The sequence below is a fragment of the Nitrosomonas marina genome (assembly GCF_900111605.1).
Classification (GTDB): domain Bacteria; phylum Pseudomonadota; class Gammaproteobacteria; order Burkholderiales; family Nitrosomonadaceae; genus Nitrosomonas; species Nitrosomonas marina_A.
In genome coordinates this window covers 16134-39724 of record NZ_FOIA01000015.1, presented here as the reverse complement: position 1 = coordinate 39724, position 23591 = coordinate 16134, and the positions used below count along the sequence as shown (strand labels likewise).

The window sequence follows — 23591 nt, the reverse complement described above, 5'->3', positions numbered from 1 at the left end:
TATAATATCGTGTACGTAAATTACCTTTATTTATTTTGTCATTTTTGTCTATGAAACCAGAATCCCAAAGTCAAATTAAAGTACTTTTCGTCTGCATGGGGAATATTTGCCGTTCTCCCACCGCGGATGCCGTGTTCAGACATACGGTGAAAAAGGCCAATCTGGAACACGCGTTTTCAGTCGACTCCGCTGGAACACATGCCTATCATGTCGGTAACCCACCGGATCGCCGTGCTCAAGGTGCGGCGATGAGGCGCGGTTATCAAATGAATGATTTGCGGGCACGTAAAGTTCACCCTGACGATTTTGCTAAATTCGATTATATTCTGGCAATGGACCATGAGAATCTATCGATTTTACAACAGCGCTGTCCGGACCGATTCAGTCACAAGCTTGAATTAATGATGCATTACAGTAAGGGCGTCTATAGCAATCATGAAGTACCTGATCCATATTTTGGTGGAGATCAGGGATTCGAAACGGTGCTTGACATGATTGAAGAAGCCAGTCTCGGATTACTGGAACATGTGTGCAATTATAAAGCGCATGGTTAATTCCGTACTGTATTGAAGAACCGCACACTATAAAATACTTAATAGTCCGTTTGGTTATGGTCGGGGTGTTGTGATGGTCTTTCTTCATTGAGGAATACGAATCTCAAATAATGTCGGCCAGTTCTTGCCGGTAACGTAGAAAGTTCCGGTATCCGGAAAGTATGCAATACCGTTGAGCATGTCCTTGAAATTGCGCCTGCCCGAGCGGGAAATAATTGCCCGGCAATCAATTACCCGCTGCACTTTGCCCGTGGAACGGTCGATTTCATAAATATGATTATGAAATTGAACATTTGCATAGATTTTGTCGCAAACACACTCCAGATCGTTTATACAATTGAGTGGTCGACCGTTCATGGTAACTGGCAAAATGGATGTAACAGTAAACTGTTCATTTCTAAAAGCCAGTTCATTACTCCCGTTGCTCATTACTAAACCGCCATCGCAACCGGCGAGTCCCCAGCCTTCACCCTCATAGCTAAACCGGTTATCCAGTCTTTCCAGCGTATTGATGTCGTAATTCAGCGTTTTACCGGATGTATATGTCAACTGGACCAGTTGATTGTTCAGGATGGCAATACCTTCGCACCATTCCTGGTCAACCTTGATCTCATGCTGAACAGCGCCATTGCGATAATCAAGATGGCGCAGCCGTGATGCATTCGTGGGGCCGGTACTCTCATAAAGCTGGCCTTGATGAAAGACAAGTCCTTGTGTGTAAGCATTGTTATCATGTGGCAGAATACGAATAATACAGGGTGCTATTTTGGGTAACCCGAATGTCTGAAGCCGGAAGTATATCCATCCGAGCGGTCTTTTTAGACCGAGAAAATCGAAAAACTGAATTAGAGCATCGCGATTGATCATGTCAACTTCCACGGATATTCCGATTCCGGCATGCGGTAGCAAATGCTGAAATCGTTATGCGCTTTGGTTTGTGTTCAGTTTTTGCTGCACAATAATTTGTCAGCATATTTTCGCAAATTATATTTCTCAAGCAGCCGTCCAATGGTCTCCGAAATTTGGTCGAAAGTACGCATTATTTTGACAGTCAGGTTATTTCGTCCATTTCGCGGGACGAGGTATACATAGCTTTGAATTATCGCTGTCGTGCTAAGTCTTTTTTTATGCAGGCTGTCGTCATTGCCAAAATCGAATCGTTTCACCTTTTCATCTGAGTCGATCAGATCAGGCAGAATCTCTGTGTGAAGAAAAATACCCACCTGCAACTTTGCCCAGACAGGATCATAACCGATTTCCTGAGCATGGTAACAACCGTTGTATAAATGGCCAACCTGAAATGCAATGGGTTGTTGATCAGCAAAAAGAACGTAGCTGCGAAACCATCCATGTCTGGCTGTGATGCCGTACTGTCTTGCCAATTGCTGTCGGTTCCGTAGCCCACCTCCTAGTCGTGTGTACTGGTATGTGCGTGGCGATATAGCCATGGCTGCATCCAGAAAATCATTAATTTGATCGGCGGAGCGGTAACAAACGGTTTGATGACTATTGACAGCAGCTAAAAAACGTTTGCGCGTTCGCTTTAGATCATTGCGCGTACTTGATCCCAACTGTTTTAAATACTGGTCGTAATCTCCGGTAAAATCGATAAAGCGGTGCGTGTAACGCTTACCGTATTCAAAAATATGAAACTGTTCACGTAGTGGTGAATTTTCTGTTAACAGTTGTGCCAACGCTGAACCATCGGTGACAGATTGCAAAAAGATTGCTTCATTCTTGCCAAGCTGGCTATGTACCAACATAAACAAATTCTGCAGATTTTGTAACTGATCCGGTTCGGCGCGGTTGTCCAGCAAAGGCGGGGCAAATAAAGTATAGCGACGGATTCGGTGTGAATAAAGTGTCCAGCCATTCAGGGTTACGCGCAGCGCAGACGGATGAACAAAGAAAGTAGCCCAGCCTACCGGTTTGCCACGCTGCTCAAGTACGAATTGGTCCAGATACTTGTCGTCTCCATGGACGAGTGATGCCAGCCAGCGTTGATCCTGTTCAAGTGATATCTCTAACTCAGAGTTATCAGCAGCGCTAGCATTATTTCTTGAATTATCCTGTGCTTGTTTTTTCCAGGTTGCTGGTGGGATTGACATATTCACTTATCAATAAAATTTAGGATTGTGTCGTTTTTCGTCGAAGGAAGCGTCGCAGCTTGGATTTGATACCGTATTTTTCCAGAAATTGACCAACTCGGCCTGTCGTTGTATTGAATAATCGTAATGCATACGCGATTGTAGATAACGGAAATACACGCGGAACAAGGTAAAAGTTTTGCTCTTGATGGCTTTCGTTACTTAATCTTTTTTTACTGCCATTGTCGCCATACAAAAAATCAAATTGTATGGCGCCTCTTTGAATCAAGTGTTCGACTGTATAGATATGGGCGATTGTTCCTACAGACGATTTTGACCAGTCTGGATCATATCCCATGTGGGTCAGATAATAGACATTATGATAAAAAAAACCATGCTCAAATGCGACTGGCTTATCGTCGCAGAAAAGTATCAGACTTCTTAGCCAACCTTTCTCAGCTGCAAAAGACAAATTGCGATATGTCTCTTCATCCTCTGAAATTCCCAGATTAAGCAACTGATGCTGGTAGGTTTTGACCGAAATCGAATGTAGTAATCGTACCAGCTCCGCTACATCTTCAGGCCGCGTATAAACACGATATGCAACGGTGGCCTGTTTATTCAATTTTCTTATCGCGCGACGTACCTCATAACGTGTACTGTAACCAAGGCCACTAATATACTTTTCGAGATCTTCCGGTAGTCGAATTGTCCGTCTTTGATACGCATCGCCATATGGCAGCACCAGATATTTCTTTGAAAGTGCTTTATTGTCGATCATAAATCGCCCGAAACTGGACTCGAGTGCAACGCCGAGACCGAACAAAACATCGCGGGAATTCAAAATCCTGTGCATTTCACAAAAAAGGCTTTCGAATAAAGTCTCTGGTGACGACTGGTTATTAGCCAGTAGCGGTTGCGCCGTAATAGCATAGCGATTAACACGATAGTCAAATAACGCGATGCCAAACAGACTGAAGCTTAAGGCAGACGGGTGTATAAAAAAAGGCGCATAGCCATTTATCGAACCATCTTGTGCGAGATTGACAAAGACTTTTACAGATTTTCCAGGGCCGCATTTTGTCGTCAACCAGTCAAGATTATGGTCCATACCGGCATCTGGATGGTTTTTAATAAAATGGCTAATCGAATTTGTTATTTTCTGGCGATCATCGGTATCGAATGAATCAAGATCAAGCCATTTTAAATTTGTATCCATTGTTCCTGTTGTTTTCCAGTTGGGTCAGTCTGAGGGATACTTTTGGGATAGTTTGTTTTTTTCAATCCACAATTCTATCAGGGTTTAGAAGTTTTATTGATAACGGCTGAAAATAACATTTTCTGAAGCAATTTGTCAGGGATTACAGTAGATGTAGATGCCACGAATCAGTCTGATCCTTTGTGCATATCTCTTGTGATATTGTCCGGACTCGAAAAGTGTATTTTCTCCGGAGAATTTGTTCCACCGGTAACAACAAATGTCATAGCTTCTTCAGTACTCCAGTCGGTCATAATAATATTCTTAATCGGTACAATTTCTATGTAGCCTGAAGTCGGGTTGGGTGAGGTGGGCACATAAACTGCTGCGAGTTTTTCGCCGGTTTCTGTGTCGTGCAGCACTTTAGTGATAAACCCGATAGCCTTCATTTCCGAAGATGGAAAGTTAATCAGAACGACTCTGCGCCCCGTGACGGGTGGCTTGCTCAATGTATTGAGGAAACGTTTGGTGGCGCCATAGATAGTTTGAACCAACGGCAGTCGGGCAAGAATATCCTCGTAAAGATCAATCACCTTTTTCCCGATTACAAACGAAGCGAGCAGCCCGATTCCGTACAGTCCGGCAATGGTTAACAGTGCGGCAACCCCTTGCTGAAAACTGGAGTCAAGCAACCAGTTGGCAATTGTATCCGAATGCGGACGAACAGCGCGTGCAAGTCCTCTCAGCAAGGGTTCACCCATCTGGGCCAGCATTTTCAAGACAAATTCAAAAACCAGCCAGGTTATCCAGAGTGGTGCGACTGTCAGTGCACCAATTAATACATAACGCCCGACGTGAGCTGAGCGTTCCTGATGCTGTGTATTATTATTTTGATCATTACTCATGGTTTGCCTTGTATAATCTGTCAGGGGTTTTTGCGATCATTAAATCGTGACAAGTGCACCGCAATTGTTTCTTTGTTTAATAGGGAATAAATAGTAGGTTAAAAATATGGATTGTTAACAAAGAATGGGCATTTTCACAACAGCAAATTTTCAGCGTGACCAATTGCTGGTAAGCCAAGCTTGTTCTTGGTAGAATCGCATCGCTTGGTTCTTGAATTTTACTGAAATTTTACTTACTTAAGTTGTGTTGTTTCGAATATGAAACAGCAATTATCCGATCTTCATGCGTACATGGTTTTTTTCACTCTAATAGAGAATGTGAAAATGCCAGATAATTCAAATGTACAGATACATGCTATTCATTCGGTAATGTCAGTCAAGAAAATTTTATTTGCGATTTTTTGTGGGTATCTTTAGCGTGATGCCTTTTATAAAAAAGAAAAGGGGCTTATATGTCATATAGTTCAACTCAAATAAACAAACTTCTCAACAGCCTGGAAAAACACTTGGCTGATGAGCACCCGGATAATCCGGTGCTTGCCAAGGCCGTTAAAAGTTTTCGGAAAATGGATTATATTGCTTATAGCATGGGATTGTTAAACCGAGATGAATCTTTTGCTACTTGTGTAACCTGGTGGCCAATGATCGCCGTTCTGGGTACATTTTCGGCAGGTAAATCAACGTTCATCAATTCACATTTGGGCATGAAATTGCAACGAACGGGTAACCAGGCAGTCGATGACAAGTTTACCGTCATATGTTACAGCCGTCATAACGAAGCAAAAACATTACCGGGAGTAGCGCTTGATGCGGACCCGCGTTTCCCTTTTTTTCATATTAGTAAAAGTATTGAAGAAATTTCTGAAGCAGGACAGGAAAGAATCGACGCCTACCTCCAATTGAAAACCTGTCCATCGGAAAATATTCGTGGAAAGATTCTGATTGATTCTCCGGGTTTTGACGCTGATAGTCAGCGTGCTTCAACGCTGCGCCTAACTCAGCATATAATCAATCTTTCCGATCTGGTATTGGTATTCTTTGATGCACGTCATCCAGAACCGAAAGCGATGCAGGATACGCTTGCTTATTTGGTATCGGCGAGTGTTAACCGTGCTGACGCCAACAAATTTCTCTATATTCTCAATCAAATGGATGTAACTGCTCAGGAAGATAATCCCGAAGAAGTGGTATCTGCTTGGCAGCGATCACTTGCTGAAGTCGGATTGATAGCAGGCCGTTTTTATCGAATCTACAATCCGGATGTGGCGGTGCCGATCAGCGATCCCAGGGTAAAGGAACGGTTTGAAAAAAAACGGGAGGAAGATTTAAAGGATATCTATACACGCATGCAGCAAATTGAAGTGGAACGCTCGTACCGTATTGTTGGCAAACTCGAGCAGACAGCAAAGTCGATTAAGAATCAAATTGTCGTGAAACTGACAGAAATGCTCACTGAATGGAAGAATAAAGTGCTACTGTTCGATGGCATTATCATTTCAGCGCTTGCCCTGATTGTCGGCGTCGGCCTGCATTTGTCTGATTCCTGGGGTTTATTGGGTACATTGGTGCCCGGAACTGAATCTTTTTCGGAAGCCACATTGCTTGCAGGGTTGCTTGTTCTGATTATTGTTCACTTTACAGTGCGTAAGCGTGTAGCTGACAGGATCAAAAAGAAACTTGCTGAGGATATGGGAAATGATCACGAGGCATGTAAACAATATATCGGTGCCTTTAGTAAAAGTACAGCTGCTTACCGGTCAATGCTTTTCAAAAAACCAGCCGGGTGGAATGAAGTCACGGAGCGTACGATTGATGAAATTGTTGATGAATCGAATGATTATATACAGGAGCTGAATGACCAGTTTACCAACCCTTCCGGAAATGATGAAGAGGAAACTCAGGTTTTGGCTGGGGAGACGCAAACAGGTTAGCACTGGAATCTACAGCTCTGTCTACCGTTAATCATTTTTATGTGCACTAAGTATAGGCCGGGAAAATTGAAGAAGTAAAAATGAATTATTAAAGCCTTGTCATCCGATTCATGCTGCTAGCAGAATTTTAAATAAAAACTGCAGGCAATCCGAATGTTGATCTGTTTTGGACAAGGTTCATATTAAGGAGTAAAATTCACGATTTTTACAAAATTTTTACATTTGTTTTAACTGGAGAAATGTATGTCAGTAACGACTGATCAAAAAACGCGTGTTATGCGGGATTTTCAAAGAGGAGAAGGTGATACCGGATCGCCGGAAGTACAGGTAGCGCTGTTAACCGCGCGCATCAACGATTTAATCGACCATTTTAAAATACATGTCAAAGATCATCATTCGCGACGCGGCTTACTGCGTATGGTTGGTCGTCGACGTAAATTGCTTGATTATCTTAAACGCCAGAATATTAACACTTACAAAACGCTGATTGATCGCCTTGGCCTACGAAAATAGATACACCAGAATAATAACCACTCGCTTGGGATGACGCGTAACCTGAATACGCCCATCTCTGTCAGCGTCGAATTTACAAAAGGACTGTTAATTGAAATCGATTAAGAAAAGTATTACATACGGACGACACCAGCTCACTCTGGAAACAGGTGAAATCGCCAGGCAGGCACACGGTGCGGTGATGGTGTCTATGGATGATACTGTTGTACTTGTGACAGTTGTAGGTGCAAAACAAGTAAGCCCGGGGCAGGATTTTTTCCCGCTGACAGTTGATTATCAGGAAAAATTTTATGCTGCTGGGAGGATTCCTGGTAGTTTTTTTAAGCGGGAAGGCCGCCCATCAGAAAAAGAAACATTGACCTCTCGTCTTATTGATCGTCCGATACGACCGCTTTTCCCCGAGGGTTTTTATAACGAGGTGCAGGTCGTGGCTACCGTTTTGTCATCCAACGAAGACGTAGATGCCGATATTCCTGCAATCATCGGAACATCTGCGGCGCTGGTTCTGTCAGGAATTCCGTTTGACGGACCCATTGGCGCCGCGCGTGTTGGCTATATTAATGATAAATATGTTTTAAACCCGACAACGGCCGAATTGAAAGATACTCAGTTGAATCTCGTTGTTGCCGGAACTCAACGCGCTGTGTTAATGGTCGAGTCCGAAGCCATGGAGTTGTCTGAAGATATCATGCTGGGCGCCGTTGTATACGGTCATGAACAGATGCAGGCAGTGATAGATGCAATTAATGAACTGGCAGATGAGGCCGGCGTTACCGCCTGGGACTGGACCCCATCAGAAAAAGATACGGCTTTGCAAAAAATGGTTTCAGAAATCGCCGAAGTTGCGTTACGAGAAGCTTTTCAAATCAGGCAGAAGCAGGCGCGGACGGAAGCAATTGCATCCATACGTCAGAAAAGCATAGAAACGCTTGGCGTTGGAAATGAGGATGGACCGGAACAAAGTGCTTTTGAGCAGGCTTTTTTTGCGCTTGAATCAAGTATTGTGCGTAATCAAATCCTGGATGGTGAGCCCCGAATTGACGGTCGCGGTACACGAACAGTCAGGCCCATCACCATTCGCAGCGGTGTTTTGCCGCGAACGCATGGTTCGGCGCTTTTTACCCGCGGCGAAACGCAGTCATTGGCAGTGGCTACACTTGGCACGGCGCGTGATGAACAAAAAATAGATTCGTTGCAGGGTGATTATTCTGAACGTTTTATGCTGCATTACAACATGCCCCCGTATGCGACGGGTGAGACCGGGCGTGTCGGTTCTCCAAAGCGGCGAGAAATCGGGCATGGACGTTTGGCGAAACGCGCGCTGGTGCCTGTGCTTCCTTCACAGGAGGAATTTGGTTATTCACTTCGGGTTGTTTCGGAAATAACCGAGTCTAATGGCTCCAGTTCCATGGCCTCGGTATGCGGTGGTTGCCTCGCATTAATGGATGCCGGTGTGCCATTAAAAGCACATGTTGCGGGTATAGCCATGGGTTTGATTAAAGAAAGCAACCGCTTTGCAGTGTTAACCGATATTCTAGGCGATGAAGATCATCTTGGAGATATGGATTTCAAGGTGGCTGGAACTGATAAAGGCATTACCGCTTTACAAATGGATATCAAAATACAGGGCATTACCAAAGAGATTATGCATGCAGCGTTGTTACAGGCACGTGAAGGGCGTATGCATATACTCGATATCATGAAAGAAGTTATGCCGGTGACACGCGACAGTATTTCTATCCATGCACCACGCATCATAAAAATAAAAATAAACCCTGAAAAAATTCGTGATGTGATTGGAAAGGGAGGCGCGGTAATTCGAACATTAACAGAAGAGACAGGTACGACGATCGACATCACCGACGATGGGCAGGTCACTATTGCATGTGTCAATGCAGAAAATGGTGAACTGGCAAAGAAACGCATTGAGGATTTGACAGCAGAAGTGGAAGTTGGGCGGATTTATGATGGCACCGTATTGAAGTTGCTTGATTTCGGGGCAATTGTCAGTGTATTACCTGGCAAAGACGGTTTATTACATATTTCCCAGATCGCTAATGAGCGGGTAAATAGCGTTACCGATCATCTGAGTGAAGGTCAGTCTGTGCGTGTCAAGGTTCTCGAAGCAGATGATAAAGGTCGGCTTCGTTTGAGTATGAAAGCAGTTGCAAATGAAGAAAATGACGCCGGGTCAACGGAAAATACCGTTGAAATGACGGATACAACGGAGAATTGATATTTATAACAATATGTTGATCTGCTTTATTTAATACGGCTGCTAGTTATTTCAAACATCAATCGATTGTACAGGTGGTAAGAATGTTTTCGCCCCTGCCTTCACAATGATTATCATATGCGTTTGTAAATAATTACAATCGCCAGAAAACAACAATAAACGTCATGTGAATAGTACTATTATGGCATGACTACATTGACTATTAAAAACAATAAAAAGACTGATTTCATGAGGGTATGTTCCGGAATGGTGGCTTGCTTTCACATTTTTCTATTGTGTGTGAACTAATCGACTGATTACAAACGATACATACCCCTTAATATAAGCCATTTCCGACACTGTTAATGATTTTCCTTGTGTTCTTTAAAGGAGTGTTTGGATCATGAATATAGAAGCGGGCGCCAGCTGCATATGCGGTCTCAGTACAGTTTATGTTAATTGTTGTGGCCGTTATCTAGACATGGGGCAAGTGCCTGAGAACGCCGAAGAATTAATGCGCTCTCGTTATTCGGCATACACCTTGTATCGTAAGGATTATCTGTTAGAGACATGGCATCCTGAAACACGTCCCTTGTCATTAGAATTGACTTCTCGTCAAAAATGGTTGAATCTTTCTGTCAAACAACATAAACAGCTGTCACCGAAACTTGCGCTTGTAGAATTCATAGCGCGTTACAAAATTGCCGGGCGCGCTTATCGGTTGCACGAAATTAGTCGGTTTGTATTTGAAAAAGAACGGTGGTTTTATGTTGATGGTGATTGTGTAAAAAAACCGTAATGTTGTACTGAATATCGTGGATAAGAAACTATACAAGCAAGAACTGTATGCACTACAGGTAGAACTGGTTAAGTTTCACAAAAGCGTAATTGAAAATGGCCGTAAAGTTTGTTTGCTTTTTGAGGGCAGAGATGCAGCCGGTAAAGATGGAACCATCAAGCGGTTCAGCGAACACCTGAGTCCAAGAGAAGTACGAACAGTTGCATTAGGCGCGCCATCGGACCGTGAAAAAAGTGCATGGTATTTTCAACGTTTCGTTCCGCATTTGCCAGTTTCTGGGGAAATTGTTTTTTTTAACCGTAGCTGGTATAACCGGGCTGGTGTTGAAAAGGTAATGAAGTTCTGTCGAAAAAATGAGTATTTGAAATTCATGAATGAAGTGGCTAATTTCGAACATTTATTGACACATGCTGATTTGGTGTTTTTTAAGTACTATCTCGATATTTCAAAACAAGAACAGAAAAAACGGCTCAGCGCACGTCGAGAAGATCCTCTTAAGCAATGGAAGATAAGTCCTATTGATGAGAAGGCACAGGCGCTATGGCAGGCCTATTCTGAGGCCAGAGATGCAATGTTTGCCAAAACTAATTTTGTTTTTGCGCCCTGGTATATTGTGCATAGTGATAATAAAAAACGTACACGTATTAATGTCATGAAACATTTCCTGAGTCATGTGGATTATAAGGACAAGAATAATGAAGCATTAATTTACGATTCTTCTGTCGTATTTGAATTTGACCCTGTATGTTATGAAAAGGGTATGATTGCTTCATAAGCAGACAAGCGCAGAGTAGCGTGTTTCATACTACCTGACCTGCAGCGTGACCCGATGACCAGGCCCACTGAAAATTAAAGCCACCCAACTGTCCTGTAACATCAACTACTTCCCCGATAAAATAAAGACCGGGAATTTGTTTGACTTCCATCGTGCTCGAAGACAGAGCGTGTGTATCAACGCCTCCTAGTGTTACCTCAGCTTTCTTGTAACCCATTGTTCCGTTTGGAGCAAATTCCCAGTTGTGTATCAGTTCGGTTATTTGCGACAACGCGGTATTATTATACTGACTGACAGGCGCATCCTTTAAATGCGAAAGTGATAAATGCTCCAGAACAAAATCACACCATATTTTTACAAACCGTTTCGGCAGGAAATCGGCGAGCAGATTATGTAATTGTTGTTTGCTATGTCGCTGTGTAATAAAAATTTCCTGCAGACTGTTTTGAGGCAGTAAGTCGATGCTGATTGTCGTGCCAGGTTTCCAATATGAAGAAATTTGCAGAATTGCCGGTCCACTGAATCCACGGTGTGTTAACAGAAGATTTTCTCTAAATGAAATCTTATTTTGCCAGCTTACTCGAGAATCAATAGCTACACCCGGCATATTTTGAAAATCGGGGAGCTTGTCTGACGAGACCGTGAGACCAACCAGTCCGGGTCGTAACGGCGTAACTGGAATATCAAACTGTCTGGCTATTTGATAACCAAAATCACTCGCACCAATTTGGGGTAGTGATAAACCACCAGTGGCAATGACCAGAGAATGTGCAACTAGCGTATTACGCTCTGTCTGAATAACAAACCGTTTGTGCCTGTTTTGACCGGAGAAACCGCATCCGGAATACTCTATCTTTGACACTGTTGAGGGTGATTGAAAGGAGACTCCGGCAAAATTACACTCATGCATGAGCATCTCTATGATCTGTTGAGCACTGTTGTTACAAAAAAGCTGTCCGTTTTTTTTCTCGTGGTAACGTATATTGTGTTTTTCCAGTAATGCAATAAAGTCATGCGGTGTATAACGTGCAAGCGCCGAACGACAGAAATGCGGGTTACTTGACAGAAAATTGTCTGCACCGGTATGCAGGTTTGTAAAATTACATCGACCCCCTCCTGAAATACGAATTTTTTCGGCTGGTCTTGATGCATGGTCAACCAGCAGAACGGAACGTCCGCGTTTACCTGCTTCAGCGGCACACATCATCCCAGCTGCTCCGGCTCCAACGACTACTACATCCATATTTCGGATGGTTTTTCTCATTCTCTCGGAGAGCCGGCGAGTGGAACCGGTTTTTATTGTATGTATTAACTTAAAACCTAAGAATCAATGATCGCTTATTCAGGCAATATGCTCAAAGTAAGTATAAATCATCATGATTATAAACAACAGCAAGGAAACACCGATGCGAATACTTAATGATTTAACCATACGTGTCGAATTGCCTGTATCTTTGTACATGTAATATAAGGCCGAGCCGAGACTGTACAAAATTATGAGAAATAATATCGCTGCTAAAATTTTCAATGACTTACCTCCAGATTGACAAAAACCTTGTATCAGACTAACAGTTTATCCGAGATTAGCTTTTTATCCAATGGTAAATTCTGTAACTGTGGTCAAATACTGTTATTGATCAATTGCTTGTATAAATTCTAATTTCTGAACCTGGTTTCGAATAACTTGAAGTGTGACATGAACTGAGCTAACTCGTTTGTCAGCTAGTTCCCAGAATGTTTCATCCCGACAATAACAAAATAACGGGATGAAACTTGTTTTTTCTCCACATCAAATTTTGGGCAGGTGCTCATAATATGAATGGCGGTAATTGGAGGAGAAATGGCTGAAGACAGTGATTTAGAACGTACGGAAGAAGCGACGCCACAGCGTATACAGAAGGCGCGGGAGGAAGGGCAAGTTGCCCGTTCACAGGAATTAACCACGTTTGTTTTATTGCTGACAGCCGCCGCCGGCCTGATTTTTATGGGTGGAAAACTGGTTGAACAATTGTCGGATATTATGCATGCAGGTATGCAAATAGATCGAAATATGGCTTTTCAGGCTGATTTGATAGTTAAGCGTCTGAGCCAATTATCAATTGAAGGTCTCTGGTCATTAATCCCCCTGTTAATTCTGTTGATTGTTGCAGCGTTTGCCGCACCCATGCTACTCAGTGGCTGGTTGTTTAGCTCCAAGGCGCTCATTCCCGATTTCAAGCGTTTAAATCCGGTTTCAGGGTTTGGCAGGATTTTTTCAATCCATGGGTTGACAGAATTACTGAAAGCAATCGCCAAAACACTGGTCGTAGGCAGTGTTGCTGCTTTAGTGATATGGGGTAACAGAGATTCAGTATTGTCATTGATTGCGATACCAGTGATTTCAGGTGTTAACCGAACAGGTGAGTTGCTGGTATTGAGTTTTTTACTGATTACTGGCGCGATGATATTAATTGTTGCGATTGATGTGCCTTTTCAATTATGGAGTCATGCCAAGAAATTACGTATGACCAAAGAAGAAATCCGGCGAGAGGCCAAGGAGAGCGAAGGAGATCCCCTGGTTAAAGGCCGCATTCGAAGCTTGCAGCGTGAAGCCGCTCGGCGCAGGATGATGTCTGAAGTACCTGAAGCAGACGTTATAGTGACGAATCCGACTCATTATGCAGTTGCATTACGCTACAAAAGTAATTCGATGCGTGCACCCAAGGTTGTTGCCAAGGGAGTACATTTACTTGCTGCGCGTATACGTGAATTGGGCGAGGCTCATCATATACCCATACTGGAAGCGCCTCCACTTGCGCGTGCGTTGTATCACCACGCAGAACTGGATGCTGAAATACCGGAAAAACTATATGCCGCTGTTGCAGAAGTTTTGGCTTATATTTTCCAACTGCAGCGTTATCAGAATTTCGGTGGCGACAAACCTGCGCCGCCTGGAGAAATCAATGTGCCGCAAGAGCTGGATGTGCTTCCGTCTGATAATAATGAATAAGCAATGGGATTTAGGTGTTTATTTACCGATGCTCATATCGGATTTTAATGTAACTTAACATCATGAATACAACTTTGACATTTTCCAGTTTAATGACCGGAAACAACCTGAAAGCACTGGCCGGTCCGGTATTGATCATCATGATCCTCGGGATGATGGTGCTGCCATTACCGCCATTCATTCTGGATGTTTTATTTACATTCAATATTGCGCTGGCCATTATAGTTTTGATGGTAAGTTTGTATACAAGAAACCCTCTCGATTTTGCGGTATTTCCTACTGTTCTACTAATAACGACACTGTTGCGCTTATCTTTAAATGTTGCATCTACACGTGTTGTTTTACTGGATGGACATACAGGGCCGGATGCGGCAGGAAAGGTTATAGAGGCTTTTGGGCATTTTCTTGTCGGTGGTAATTACGCTGTTGGTCTAGTTGTTTTCATTATTCTGGTGGTGATCAATTTTGTTGTGATAACCAAAGGAGCTGGGCGTATTGCTGAAGTAAGTGCGCGGTTTACATTAGATGCAATGCCTGGTAAGCAAATGGCAATTGATGCTGATCTGAACGCTGGTTTGATAGGAGAGGAAGAAGCGCGTAATCGCCGGTCGGCCATTTCCAAAGAAGCTGATTTTTTTGGTTCGATGGATGGTGCGAGTAAATTTGTCAGAGGTGACGCTATTGCAGGCGTAATGGTCATGCTGATTACCATTATCGGTGGGCTTGTCGTGGGAATGCTGCAACACGATTTGGACCTGGATACGGCTGCTCGAAACTATACACTTTTAACCATTGGTGACGGCCTGGTTGCGCAGATTCCGGCACTGGTAATTTCAACTGCTGCCGGACTGGTGGTTAGTCGTGTTACAACCGATGAAGATTTAAGCGAACAAGTATTGGGCCAGTTGTTTACACAACCGCAGGTACTTGTGATTACGGCAAGTATTCTTGCGGTAATGGGTCTTGTGCCTGGAATGCCGCATTTTGTATTCCTGTTACTGGCAAGTACGCTGGGGTTGGGTGCATATTTTATGATAAAGAGTGCCCAAGAGAAGGAGGCAGAACAGTCGGAGCCTGCTGTCGTACCTGTAATCGAGCAGCAGGATGCAAGCTGGGATGATGTGACCCCAATTGATACGCTGGGTTTGGAGGTGGGTTACCGACTCATACCGCTTGTCGATAAGGCGCAGCAGGGTGATTTGCTCAAGCGGATTAACGGTATACGCCGAAAATTCGCGCAGGATATAGGCTTTCTGCCGCCTGTAGTACATATCCGGGATAACCTCGAACTTCGACCCAACGCCTATCAGATTACTTTAAAGGGATCAGTAATTGGGCAGGGAGAATCATATAACGGAATGTATCTTGCGATTAATCCGGGAAGGGTAACCATAACACTGCCAGGTACACCAACAAGTGATCCTGCATTTGGCCTTCCCGCAGTCTGGATAGAAGCCTCACTTAGAGAGCAGGCACAGGCAAACGGGTACACCGTTGTCGATGCCAGTACAGTCGTAACAACGCATATCAATCACTTAATTCATTCGCATGCTTCCGAATTACTGGGCCGACAGGAGCTTCAACTTCTATTGGATCATCTAAGCGCTAAATCACCGAAATTAATTGAAGATCTGATTCCAAAACTGCTGCCGTTGTCTTCTGTACAGAAAGTGCTTCAGAACTTGCTGATGGAAAATGTGCATATTCGTGATATGCGCACCATCATTGACGTATTGACCGAGCATTCGCCTGCTACTCAGGATACCGTGCAGCTGACAGCATACGTACGTGCCGCACTGGGACGCGCAATTGTCGAACAGTTCTTCCCGGCTAACACAGAGCTGCAAGTAATTAGTTTGCATCATGAGCTGGAAAATATTCTGATGCAGGTTGTACAAACCAGCGGCAAAGAGGGTGGCGGGATAGAACCTGGGCTGGCAGACATGTTGCTAAAAGAAGCTGCTGCTGCCGCTAGTCAGCAGGAAAAACTAGGCCTGCCGGCTGTTATATTGGTACCCGGGCCAATCCGTAACCTGCTCTCCCATTTTCTGCGCAGAGCCGTGCCGCAGATCAGAGTTCTTGCGCATGCGGAGGTACCCGATACCCGGAAAATTAAAGTCACTTCCTTAATTGGAGGTAAATCATGAAAGTTAAGCGATATTTAGCTGCTACATCGCGCGAAGCGCTGCGTAAAGTCAAGGCGGATCTGGGTGCCGAAGCCATTATTTTATCCAACAGGCAGACCGATGCTGGTGTTGAAATAATGGCGTTGGCTGATACTGATATGACCAGCCTGATTGATGCGCAGCAGACAGATCAACCAAAATCACCGCAAAAAAACAAGCCAGCACAGCATGAAATCAAGGCAGATTTTTATTCTCCTGCTCAATTGTCACAAAGTGATGTGCCAAAAACAGAGGATACTACGGCTGCAGGTATACCAGAAAATATAGTGTCCGAAGAATTTGTTCAGGCCTTGATGAAGGAAATTCATGCGATGAAATGCACGCTTGAAGATCAGCTTGCAACTGTAGCATGGGGGAACAAAGCGCAGCGTAATCCTGAAAAAATGAAGGTGTTGCGAGCGTTATTAAATGCTGGTTTCAGCCCATTATTGTCGCGACGCCTGGTAGATAAATTACCAGAAGGGCTTGACTATATTCAGAGTATGAAACACGCGGTTTCAGCTTTAACGTTCAACCTGCATACGGCATCTGATGATGAAATGATTAAAAAGGGTGGTGTATATGCGTTGGTCGGCGCCACGGGGGTTGGCAAGACTACAACAGTAGCGAAGCTTGCCGCAAAAAGTGTAATTAGACACGGTGCAGAAAAAGTCGCGTTGCTTACTACAGATAGCTATCGGATTGGCGGTCATGAACAACTACGAATTTATGGCAGATTATTGGGTATTTCGGTGAGAAACATTCAAGATGCAGACGATCTCCAGCTTACATTATCAGAGCTCAGAAATAAGCATATCGTTTTCATAGATACCGTTGGCATGAGTCATCGTGATCAGATGCTGGCTGAACAGATTGCAACCCTAAGCAGTTCCGAAACGAATATTAACAAAATGCTGGTAGTAAGCGCGGCCTCAAGCGACAGAACACTCGATGAAATTATTACAGCTTATCGCAAGTTCGGCATTCTTGGATGCATCATAACAAAGGTGGATGAGGCTGCCGGGCTGGGTGTGGTACTTGATGCGGCAATTAGACGCAAGCTGGTGCTTCATTATGTGACCAATGGTCAAAAAGTACCCGAAGATATTCATACAGCAAATTCGAGATATCTTTTACATCGGATTTTCAGCGCGAAGCCAAGTGATCCGGCATTTACACTTCAAGATGCTGAATTTGCGTTAGTCATGTCAAAAAACACCAACATGGATAATCATGAACAAAAAATGTGCGCAGGTACAAAACATGACTAATTTTTCACATGATCAAGCGGCTGGATTGCGTAATCTGGTTACTTTGCAAACAGACAGCTCGACACGGGTAATTACCGTTACAGGTGGGGCAAAAGGGGTAGGCAGAACAGAAGTAACCGTTAATCTGGCGGCGGCATTAGCTGAACAAAATAAACGGATTTTACTGATTGATGAGAATGCATATCCGCATAATATCTGCACAAGACTTGGATTAAAAGCGCGCTTTGATCTTGCGCATGTGATAAGGCAAGACAGAAAGCTGGAACAGGTTATTGTTCCGGGACCGGATAATATATTTGTTCTGCCCGCTCAAAGAGGCATACATGCTTTGACTGGACTGAACAGGGCAGATCAGGAAAGACTCATCACGTGTTTTAGTCAGATTACAGAACCAATCGATTTCATTTTGATTGATACAGCCATGAATGCTGAAACACAAGTGCTGCCATTGAGTCTTGCATCAGAGCAGGTCATGGTTGTCATATCAGGCTCAGCAGTTTCACTGACGGGTGCCTACGCGTTAATCAAAATGATGAACAGGGAATATGCAAAGCGTCACTTTTTGGTATTTATCAATAAAGCTGAGACAAAATTAATAGCGCAGAATGTGTTTGAAAACTTTGCTTGTATTGTTCAAAGGTATCTGGGGATATCACCCGAATTTGCAGGATTTACTGAATTGGATGAAAAAATATCGCAATCAAGACGATTGTGCAAGCCAGCTTTAAGCTTATTTCCAGATTCACAGACCGGCAATAACTTCAGACTCCTGGCAGAAAATGTTCTGTATGCCCCGCGTAGAGATTATTTTAACGGATTGGTAGAAAGTTTTATGCAGCGCCTCATTCACACGAGTCATTTGAGTATGACAAATTTAACGGTTTGATAAATATGTATACAGCGACTGGAATTAAAAGCAAGGAAGATTTTGTTGGTGAATTTTCACCTTTGGTTAAGCGTATTGCTTATCACATGATGGCTAAACTTCCGGCCAGCGTTCAGGTGGATGATCTGATTCAAGCTGGAATGATAGGTCTTCTGGATGCAATAAATCGCTACGAAGGGTCTTACGGACGACAGTTTGAGAGTTATGCCGCGCAACGGATTCGCGGGTCAATTCTGGATGAATTGCGTGATGCTGATTGGTTGCCGCGCAGTGTGCGAAAAAAAATGCGACAAATTGAAGCCGCGGTGAACGCACTCGAACAGCGAAACGGCAGTGTTCCCAGTGAACAGGACCTTGCCGATGAATTAAATATATCGCTGGATGAATATCATTCGACACTCCAGAGCGCTCGTGGTGCACAGTTGATATATTACGAAGATTTCCAGCAGGATGATGAAGAACCATTTTTGGATCGACTACTTGCGGATGATAAGAGTAATCCGTTGGAAACACTGGTCGATGAAAATCTGCGAGCGCTGCTGGTACAGGCAATAGAAAATCTGCCGCCACGCGAGAAAATGGTAATGGGTATGCACTATGAGCAGGAGATGAATTTGCGTGAAATTGGTGAAGTTCTGGGGGTGAGTGAATCACGTGTATGTCAACTGCATACACAGGCCATAGCACGTTTGCGCAGCCGCCTGAGAAATCTTTAACGCCTGAAACATATTATTCACAGGTGGTTTCGGGACAGATGATGAGTAATAAAACGAAGATAGACGTAAGCAGTATTGCCGGAATTACTCTGGCATTAGCGGCAATTATGGGCGGACAGATGCTCGAAGGTGGTCATCTGGGTGCATTATTGCAGTTCGCAGCTTTTTTTATTGTTATGGGCGGTACTGTTGGTGCTGTTCTTTTGCAAAGCCCGGTAAAAGTATTAATTAATGGTGTCAAAATGGCTAAATGGATTTTTTTTCCGCCGAAAAGACCCACCCAGGTCCTGATCAAACAAGTTGTAGGCTGGTCGTATCTTTCACGCAAAGAAGGTCTGCTTGTCCTTGAAAGGCATGCAGAATCTGCGACCGATCCCCTGACAAAAAAAGGATTGTTGCTGCTTGCAGACGGAAGCAAAGCAGAAAAACTGCGTGAAATACTGGAAATAGAAGTTGAAACTGAAGTTTCATTTCAGCGTCAGTCCGCAAAAATTTGGGAAGCAGCCGGTGGTTATGCCCCGACCATCGGTATTCTTGGCGCAGTTCTTGGTTTAATACATGTCATGGAAAATCTGACTGAACCCAGTCTTTTGGGTAGCGGAATTGCTGTTGCATTTGTCGCCACAATTTACGGTGTAGGCCTGGCAAATTTGTTTTTTCTGCCGATAGCGAACAAACTGAAAAGCATTATCAATGAGCAGTTGGTTTTTCGTGAAATGTTGATCGACGGATTAGTTGGCATAGCACATGGTGAAAATCCGCGATTAATAGAGAATCGCCTGATGAGTTATTGTGTGGAAAAATAAATTTGCGGCTCTCGGTTGATTAATATTGATAAGTGAATATGGCTAGAAAAAAGTTCTACTCAAATGAAGAAGTTCATGAGAATCATGAACGCTGGCTGGTTTCGTATGCTGATTTTATAACCCTGCTATTTGCTTTTTTTGTAGTCATGTACGCGGTTTCTTCCATCAATGAAGGCAAATATAAAGTACTGAGCGGGTCATTAGTAAACGCTTTTAAAAATCCAGTGGTTAAGCCGGAACCTATACGGCAGGATCAAACGCCTTTATTAATACAAAAAGAGTTACAGCAAGAAAGTCTTATTAAGATTATTGAAGAAAAAAAGTTTCGGCGCAGTAAAAAGCAGGAAGTAATGCAGTCTATGGCAAAAGATGTGCTGAAGGTGCTGGCTTCATTGGTTGATAATGGGAAAGTCAGAGTCACACAGAGCAATCTGGGTATTACAGTAGAAATAAATGCCAGCGTACTTTTTTCTCCCGGTGAAGCACAATTATCCGATGATTCAATTGATACGTTACAGGCAGTGGCGCAAGTGTTAAAAAACCACGATCATGAAATTCAGGTTGAAGGGCATACTGATAATCTGCCAATTCATAATGCATTTTTTCCATCCAATTGGGAATTATCAACTGCACGGGCAAGCAGCGTTATTCGATTATTTATAGGCAGTGGTTTGGATGGACAACGATTAACGGCAATTGGTTATGGAGAGAACAGACCAGTAGATACTAATGACACCATCGAGGGTAGAATGCGCAATCGGCGAGTGGCTATAATGATCCTGTCAAACGAACCGGAAAAAGAAACAGAAATTCCTGTCAGTTTGGATTAATCATATATTTGATAATTGAATAGCCTGTGTCTGTGTGAAGGCAAGTACGGTGAATAAGGAAAGGCCTATCAGACTGAGGATTGCAAACAGCCGATATTTTTTGACCAGTTTTTGTTGGCCGAGAGTAGATAGAATAAATGGTTGTTGTTTCTTTGTTGTATTCCCGAGTGAAAAAACAGTTGGGAGTTGCGTTAACTTCTGTCTGCGTTTTTCAGCTTCCTGGCGGGCAGCCGTTCTTACTTCTTCCCATTCGGTCATGTCTATCACTCCGTTTTTATCTCGATCGAAGTGTTTTAAAATTAGCTTGTAATTGTGTCTCCATTCACGAATTACTATGCCGGTCATCTGGTGGATGCCTGGTACATTACGCCCCCCGCCATTTGTCTTGAAATCACCGAGCGCATAAAGAATGTCGTCAGCTTGTATAATTTTTTCTATGTACCGATAGCGCTTGCCGATGATGATGTTGAAAAAATTTATTGATTTTTTGGCCTGGACCGGTTTTTTTGTATGTCCATACCAGGTACGCGAGTAAGTTGTTTGAACCTCTGCGCCTTCGGGATTAATGACACAGGTCCCGGTATCATCTTTAATAAGAAATTGCTCAGTACTCGTTTTTTCTTCTATTGTCGACCAGTGACTGCTTTTACCTGTGCGTCGATATTGCTGTATTTTATATGTAAACCACACGCACGCAGTACCTGAGAGTGGTGCAGAAAGCAAGTGGTTGCTGGCCATTGATACTGTACCCATAATTTCAACATAGCCTTGGGCGGCGGACCGAATTTTTGAAGTTGGTGTGTCTTCAATAAGTCGTGCGTGCTTGAGGTAATAAAAAACCAGCCAGAAGCAAACAAGTGCCATTAATGTGAGGGTAAACAGCAAAAAAAGCTGGCTGTCTTCGTTTAATAATGCATCAATTTCAATCGATATCATTGGAATAACAGGCTTACGTTCACGTCTGCCTTGTCGGACTCGGAAAACTCCAGTAAATCAAATGGTTTAAATCCAAAAATTTTTGCAATCAATACATCAGGAAACTGTTCAATACGTATATTGTTGATATTTGTGGATTCGTTATAAAATTCACGACGGTCAGCTATATCATGTTCAAGTCCCGTGATACGGGTTTGTAAGTGCTGAAACGATTGATTGGCCTTAAGTTCTGGATAGGATTCTGCCAGCGCAAATAAATTTCCCAGGCCCAAGCGTAACTGTGTTTCAGCTACACCCAATGCCTTGATGTCCGAGTCTTGTTGCGCATGAGAAACTGCGGAACGTGCCTTAATAATGGCTTCCAATGCATTTTTCTCGTATCCCATATACTGCTTACATGTCTCAACAAGTTTGGGGAGTTCATCGTGTCGTTGTTTAAGTAATACGTCTATATTGGACCAGGCCTTGGAGACATTATGCTTCAGCTGAACGAGGCTGTTATAAATCAAAATCATATAGACCAACAACAGACTTAAAACAATCAGTATTGTTATTGTGGAATAGTCCATCTTAGTTCCTTTTGTTAAATATGAACAAAATGCCAATTAAGCGTCTTGGATGTAAAAAAACACGAAAAGTAGTGAGATTTAACGGACTTTACGAATAGAAGTTGAATCAATTATAAAAATTGACCAAAAACCATTTGTAATATACGTATGATTTCAGATGGTTTGCATCAAAATCAGAATAAACTTTGGTTTTTCCTTGCATTAGCTTTATCTCAACGTTAGTATCTAAGCTAATGCGTACTCACAAAATTTATTGAAAGTGGAAAATAAAACGTTCAATATCATTGTTAAATCTGGCTAAAGTTTTTTCCCAGATTGTCGATGAGACATTTAACTAAAATAATTGATAAGGATTTCAAATTGAAAATCGACAATTCTATACATTCAGTATCAAATGTTTCAGGGGGAGATGGCAAGAAACGACCAGAAAATGCCTCTGCTTCTGGCATTAACCCTGAAAATACTAGTAATACTGTTCATATCAGCGCACAGGCGATAAATTTGAAATCGTCGGAACGCATATCCAGTAATGACGCTGTAGTTGATATGTCTCGTGTCCAGGAGATAAAATCGGCGATTAGTGAAGGAACTTTTAAGGTCAATCCCGATGTGGTTGCGGACCGTTTGCTCGAAACTGTGAAAGAATTGATAAACACTAAAGAAGACCGCTCTTAATGATTGACTTACAAAGCCTTGAGGATTTCGCAACTGTTATTGATAATGAGATCTCTACAGTTAAAAATTTTATAGAAATACTGAAAAAAGAAGAAGATGCGTTGATTCAGGGACGGATAGATGAACTAGACATGCTGGTTTCTGATAAAGCCCGCCTGGTAGAAAAGCTGGAAGGTTTGTCTGATCAGCGGTTGCGATATTTATCAATTTCGGGTTGTTCACTCGATAAGAGTGGAATGCGGTCATGGTTGGCAAAGCAGCCAAAAAAAGAGTTAACAGCAAGCTGGTTTCAATTGATAGAGCTAGCGAAGTCCGCCCAGCAGATAAACCTGACAAATGGGAAAGTGATTTCTACCCGATTGCAGCACGCTCAACGTGCTCATCTTTCACTGCAAAGCGCAGCTGGAAATATCTCTTTATATGGTCCTAGAGGACAGGTTTTTGTTTGAAGCTGGATTGCAGTAAAGCTATAACAAAACGATTTCCTCAATTTTTCATAAAAACAGCACTTGTAGTTCTAATTTTTTCCTCTATTCTGCCGTTAAAGCTTCCACTAACAAATTTTAGCCAGCTTTTCAAATAGAAACGTTCAAATAAAAATCCCTGTAACAAGATTTATTTTAGAGCGTATCCATAGTTTTTTTCCCATAGCATCTTGGAATTTCTGAGTTTACATATCGTATGGCTAACGACTGTCGAACTGCCGGAAATCGAATTTTGTTCTATGTGATATTGATAGTGTCAAACTGAATTCTAGGTAACCAAAAGATG

23 protein-coding genes are annotated in these 23591 nt (G+C 43.0%); 15 read left to right on the top strand and 8 right to left on the bottom strand.

The window, feature by feature from the left end:
* Window positions 1–50 precede the first annotated feature (50 nt).
* Window positions 51–554, top strand: a complete 504-nt coding sequence (locus BMY62_RS08335) for a low molecular weight protein-tyrosine-phosphatase (RefSeq protein WP_090658644.1) — start codon at window positions 51–53, stop codon at window positions 552–554.
* An 84-nt stretch (window positions 555–638) separates the two neighbouring features.
* Here BMY62_RS08335 and BMY62_RS08330 read toward each other — a convergent pair whose 3' ends face one another.
* The 4 genes from BMY62_RS08330 to BMY62_RS08315 all read right to left on the bottom strand — a co-directional run bounded on the left by BMY62_RS08330 (window position 639) and on the right by BMY62_RS08315 (window position 4744).
* Window positions 639–1421, bottom strand: a complete 783-nt coding sequence (locus tag BMY62_RS08330; RefSeq protein WP_143058774.1) for a glutaminyl-peptide cyclotransferase — start codon at window positions 1419–1421, stop codon at window positions 639–641.
* Between the two features lie 74 nt (window positions 1422–1495).
* The gene (locus BMY62_RS08325) at window positions 1496–2662 is read right to left on the bottom strand and encodes a GNAT family N-acetyltransferase (protein WP_090658554.1); all 1167 of its coding nucleotides are present in this window, start codon (window positions 2660–2662) and stop codon (window positions 1496–1498) included.
* A gap of 19 nt (window positions 2663–2681) precedes the next feature.
* Window positions 2682–3860, bottom strand: coding sequence for a GNAT family N-acetyltransferase (locus BMY62_RS08320; RefSeq protein ID WP_090658552.1), 1179 nt, complete (start codon window positions 3858–3860; stop codon window positions 2682–2684).
* Between the two features lie 167 nt (window positions 3861–4027).
* Window positions 4028–4744: a DUF502 domain-containing protein gene (locus tag BMY62_RS08315; RefSeq protein WP_090658550.1), complete on the bottom strand. Its 717-nt coding sequence runs from the start codon at window positions 4742–4744 to the stop codon at window positions 4028–4030.
* A gap of 452 nt (window positions 4745–5196) precedes the next feature.
* Between BMY62_RS08315 and BMY62_RS08310 the strand changes: the two genes are divergently transcribed.
* The 5 genes from BMY62_RS08310 to ppk2 all read left to right on the top strand — a co-directional run bounded on the left by BMY62_RS08310 (window position 5197) and on the right by ppk2 (window position 10977).
* The gene (locus tag BMY62_RS08310) at window positions 5197–6675 is read left to right on the top strand and encodes a dynamin family protein (RefSeq protein WP_090658548.1); all 1479 of its coding nucleotides are present in this window, start codon (window positions 5197–5199) and stop codon (window positions 6673–6675) included.
* 243 nt (window positions 6676–6918) lie between these two features.
* On the top strand, window positions 6919–7188 hold the full coding sequence (gene rpsO / locus BMY62_RS08305) for a 30S ribosomal protein S15 (RefSeq protein ID WP_090658546.1): 270 nt from the start codon (window positions 6919–6921) through the stop codon (window positions 7186–7188).
* Between the two features lie 91 nt (window positions 7189–7279).
* A complete protein-coding gene (gene pnp / locus BMY62_RS08300) occupies window positions 7280–9424 on the top strand; it encodes a polyribonucleotide nucleotidyltransferase (protein ID WP_090658544.1) in 2145 nt (714 codons plus the stop codon).
* A gap of 382 nt (window positions 9425–9806) precedes the next feature.
* A complete protein-coding gene (locus BMY62_RS08295) occupies window positions 9807–10202 on the top strand; it encodes a YchJ family protein (RefSeq protein WP_090658542.1) in 396 nt (131 codons plus the stop codon).
* 16 nt (window positions 10203–10218) lie between these two features.
* Window positions 10219–10977 (top strand): polyphosphate kinase 2, encoded by a 759-nt coding sequence (gene ppk2 / locus BMY62_RS08290; protein ID WP_090658541.1) that lies wholly within the window; start codon window positions 10219–10221, stop codon window positions 10975–10977.
* 25 nt (window positions 10978–11002) lie between these two features.
* Here ppk2 and BMY62_RS08285 read toward each other — a convergent pair whose 3' ends face one another.
* Window positions 11003–12241, bottom strand: a complete 1239-nt coding sequence (locus BMY62_RS08285; protein WP_090658539.1) for a BaiN/RdsA family NAD(P)/FAD-dependent oxidoreductase — start codon at window positions 12239–12241, stop codon at window positions 11003–11005.
* A gap of 78 nt (window positions 12242–12319) precedes the next feature.
* Window positions 12320–12505 carry a twin transmembrane helix small protein gene (locus tag BMY62_RS08280; RefSeq protein WP_090658537.1) on the bottom strand — a complete coding sequence of 62 codons (186 nt, stop codon included), beginning with the start codon at window positions 12503–12505 and terminating at the stop codon, window positions 12320–12322.
* 312 nt (window positions 12506–12817) lie between these two features.
* Here BMY62_RS08280 and flhB point away from each other — a divergent pair, with 312 nt between their 5' ends.
* From flhB to motD, 7 genes are all read left to right on the top strand, one after another.
* Window positions 12818–13966 carry a flagellar biosynthesis protein FlhB gene (gene flhB / locus BMY62_RS08275; RefSeq protein WP_090658642.1) on the top strand — a complete coding sequence of 383 codons (1149 nt, stop codon included), beginning with the start codon at window positions 12818–12820 and terminating at the stop codon, window positions 13964–13966.
* Window positions 13967–14028: 62 nt separating this feature from the next.
* Window positions 14029–16113 carry a flagellar biosynthesis protein FlhA gene (gene flhA / locus BMY62_RS08270; RefSeq protein WP_090658535.1) on the top strand — a complete coding sequence of 695 codons (2085 nt, stop codon included), beginning with the start codon at window positions 14029–14031 and terminating at the stop codon, window positions 16111–16113.
* Window positions 16110–17402, top strand: a complete 1293-nt coding sequence (flhF, locus tag BMY62_RS08265) for a flagellar biosynthesis GTPase FlhF (protein ID WP_090658533.1) — start codon at window positions 16110–16112, stop codon at window positions 17400–17402. The genes flhA and flhF overlap by 4 nt, the downstream gene beginning before the upstream one ends.
* A complete protein-coding gene (locus tag BMY62_RS08260) occupies window positions 17395–18288 on the top strand; it encodes a MinD/ParA family ATP-binding protein (RefSeq protein ID WP_090658532.1) in 894 nt (297 codons plus the stop codon). The genes flhF and BMY62_RS08260 overlap by 8 nt, the downstream gene beginning before the upstream one ends.
* A gap of 5 nt (window positions 18289–18293) precedes the next feature.
* A complete protein-coding gene (locus BMY62_RS08255; RefSeq protein WP_090658530.1) occupies window positions 18294–19004 on the top strand; it encodes an RNA polymerase sigma factor FliA in 711 nt (236 codons plus the stop codon).
* A 59-nt stretch (window positions 19005–19063) separates the two neighbouring features.
* The gene (locus BMY62_RS08250; protein WP_090658640.1) at window positions 19064–19810 is read left to right on the top strand and encodes a flagellar motor protein; all 747 of its coding nucleotides are present in this window, start codon (window positions 19064–19066) and stop codon (window positions 19808–19810) included.
* Window positions 19811–19848: 38 nt separating this feature from the next.
* Window positions 19849–20640 carry a flagellar motor protein MotD gene (gene motD, locus BMY62_RS08245; protein ID WP_090658528.1) on the top strand — a complete coding sequence of 264 codons (792 nt, stop codon included), beginning with the start codon at window positions 19849–19851 and terminating at the stop codon, window positions 20638–20640.
* Here motD and BMY62_RS08240 read toward each other — a convergent pair whose 3' ends face one another.
* Window positions 20641–21576 (bottom strand): GIDE domain-containing protein, encoded by a 936-nt coding sequence (locus tag BMY62_RS08240; protein WP_090658526.1) that lies wholly within the window; start codon window positions 21574–21576, stop codon window positions 20641–20643. It abuts the gene before it with no gap.
* Window positions 21573–22145, bottom strand: coding sequence for a LemA family protein (locus BMY62_RS08235; RefSeq protein WP_090658524.1), 573 nt, complete (start codon window positions 22143–22145; stop codon window positions 21573–21575). The genes BMY62_RS08240 and BMY62_RS08235 overlap by 4 nt, the downstream gene beginning before the upstream one ends.
* Before the next feature lie 360 nt (window positions 22146–22505).
* Between BMY62_RS08235 and flgM the strand changes: the two genes are divergently transcribed.
* Together flgM and BMY62_RS08225 are read left to right on the top strand one after the other, a co-directional pair.
* Entirely contained in the window at window positions 22506–22820 is a 315-nt protein-coding gene (flgM, locus tag BMY62_RS08230; protein WP_256207506.1) for a flagellar biosynthesis anti-sigma factor FlgM, read from the top strand.
* Window positions 22820–23269: a flagella synthesis protein FlgN gene (locus tag BMY62_RS08225; protein WP_090658520.1), complete on the top strand. Its 450-nt coding sequence runs from the start codon at window positions 22820–22822 to the stop codon at window positions 23267–23269. The genes flgM and BMY62_RS08225 overlap by 1 nt, the downstream gene beginning before the upstream one ends.
* Window positions 23270–23591 lie beyond the last annotated feature (322 nt).

Coding starts and splice junctions, on each gene's coding strand:
- BMY62_RS08335 (WP_090658644.1), top strand. CDS start 51: ATGAAACCAGAATCCCAAAGTCAAATTAAAGTACTTTTCGTCTGCATG.
- BMY62_RS08330 (WP_143058774.1), bottom strand. CDS start 1,421: ATGATCAATCGCGATGCTCTAATTCAGTTTTTCGATTTTCTCGGTCTA.
- BMY62_RS08325 (WP_090658554.1), bottom strand. CDS start 2,662: ATGTCAATCCCACCAGCAACCTGGAAAAAACAAGCACAGGATAATTCA.
- BMY62_RS08320 (WP_090658552.1), bottom strand. CDS start 3,860: ATGGATACAAATTTAAAATGGCTTGATCTTGATTCATTCGATACCGAT.
- BMY62_RS08315 (WP_090658550.1), bottom strand. CDS start 4,744: ATGAGTAATGATCAAAATAATAATACACAGCATCAGGAACGCTCAGCT.
- BMY62_RS08310 (WP_090658548.1), top strand. CDS start 5,197: ATGTCATATAGTTCAACTCAAATAAACAAACTTCTCAACAGCCTGGAA.
- rpsO (WP_090658546.1), top strand. CDS start 6,919: ATGTCAGTAACGACTGATCAAAAAACGCGTGTTATGCGGGATTTTCAA.
- BMY62_RS08295 (WP_090658542.1), top strand. CDS start 9,807: ATGAATATAGAAGCGGGCGCCAGCTGCATATGCGGTCTCAGTACAGTT.
- BMY62_RS08285 (WP_090658539.1), bottom strand. CDS start 12,241: ATGAGAAAAACCATCCGAAATATGGATGTAGTAGTCGTTGGAGCCGGA.
- flhB (WP_090658642.1), top strand. CDS start 12,818: ATGGCTGAAGACAGTGATTTAGAACGTACGGAAGAAGCGACGCCACAG.
- flhA (WP_090658535.1), top strand. CDS start 14,029: ATGAATACAACTTTGACATTTTCCAGTTTAATGACCGGAAACAACCTG.
- flhF (WP_090658533.1), top strand. CDS start 16,110: ATGAAAGTTAAGCGATATTTAGCTGCTACATCGCGCGAAGCGCTGCGT.
- BMY62_RS08260 (WP_090658532.1), top strand. CDS start 17,395: ATGACTAATTTTTCACATGATCAAGCGGCTGGATTGCGTAATCTGGTT.
- BMY62_RS08255 (WP_090658530.1), top strand. CDS start 18,294: ATGTATACAGCGACTGGAATTAAAAGCAAGGAAGATTTTGTTGGTGAA.
- motD (WP_090658528.1), top strand. CDS start 19,849: ATGGCTAGAAAAAAGTTCTACTCAAATGAAGAAGTTCATGAGAATCAT.
- BMY62_RS08240 (WP_090658526.1), bottom strand. CDS start 21,576: ATGATATCGATTGAAATTGATGCATTATTAAACGAAGACAGCCAGCTT.
- BMY62_RS08235 (WP_090658524.1), bottom strand. CDS start 22,145: ATGGACTATTCCACAATAACAATACTGATTGTTTTAAGTCTGTTGTTG.
- BMY62_RS08225 (WP_090658520.1), top strand. CDS start 22,820: ATGATTGACTTACAAAGCCTTGAGGATTTCGCAACTGTTATTGATAAT.